This is a genomic window from Bartonella sp. OD88NMGDW (genome assembly GCF_042193775.1).
GTDB lineage: Bacteria > Pseudomonadota > Alphaproteobacteria > Rhizobiales > Rhizobiaceae > Bartonella > Bartonella grahamii.
The window spans coordinates 1-777 of record NZ_JBHIMA010000068.1; the positions used below are offsets into that span (position 1 = coordinate 1).

1 protein-coding gene is annotated in these 777 nt (G+C 41.4%); it reads right to left on the reverse strand.

What is annotated here, in order from left to right:
- Positions 1 to 777, reverse strand: a 777-nt coding sequence (locus ACFIJR_RS09125) for a phage tail protein (protein ID WP_375654077.1), incomplete at both ends; no start/stop codon positions are given.

A 777-nucleotide genomic window follows, 5' to 3' on the forward strand; every position in this document is an offset into this window, starting at 1 on the left:
ATTTTCATCATTCAAAATCGTAAAGGATTGACCACTATGATCATGCTTTCTCATAGCGTCATTTTGTAAAGTGCCAAAATAACGAAAGCGGTCTATCTCGCGGTCATCATCAACACCTCGTAAAAAAACACCACGCAAATCGGGAACATTAAACTTCGTCCAACTATCAGCGCCTCCCCACCTGATCCCTATCGCTTCATAAAGAGCAGGATAATCACTACGCAAATAAGCCTTCCCATCACAGGGTAACCAGTCCTCTGGCAAAACTTGCATTCCAAAAATTCCTATCGTCCCTGTAGGATAAACGGGAATAACCGGTTCTTGTGATAAAGAGAGAGGTGTAGGATTTAAAACTTGCCAAGCATGATCCCTATAAATCAAGCTATAAATGCACCCTTGTTGGATTTCGCCCCCTGATAAAGGACCAACCCCTAATTCCGTTGCCTTATAAACAGGTTTAGCGGCTAAATCATTCAAGGCAATTGCGGTTTCCCCAACATTCTTACCCTTCGCTTTAAAACAAACTGATATCCCATTCTTATATTTCAAAAAATGCGATTTACTTTGAAGTCTTATCAACGTCGTCTGTTGTTCAGCATCAACCGTAAAGCTACTTTCAATCACACCACTCGTATCGGATAAATATTCACGCACACGCTGCATCATCACACGGGCGCTATTATTCACGCTACTAGGACGTTGTCCTTTTGACCAATCAATCAAATCATCACAATAGGCATTCAAGGAGGCATTTAAAGACCAATCATAGATCGTCGA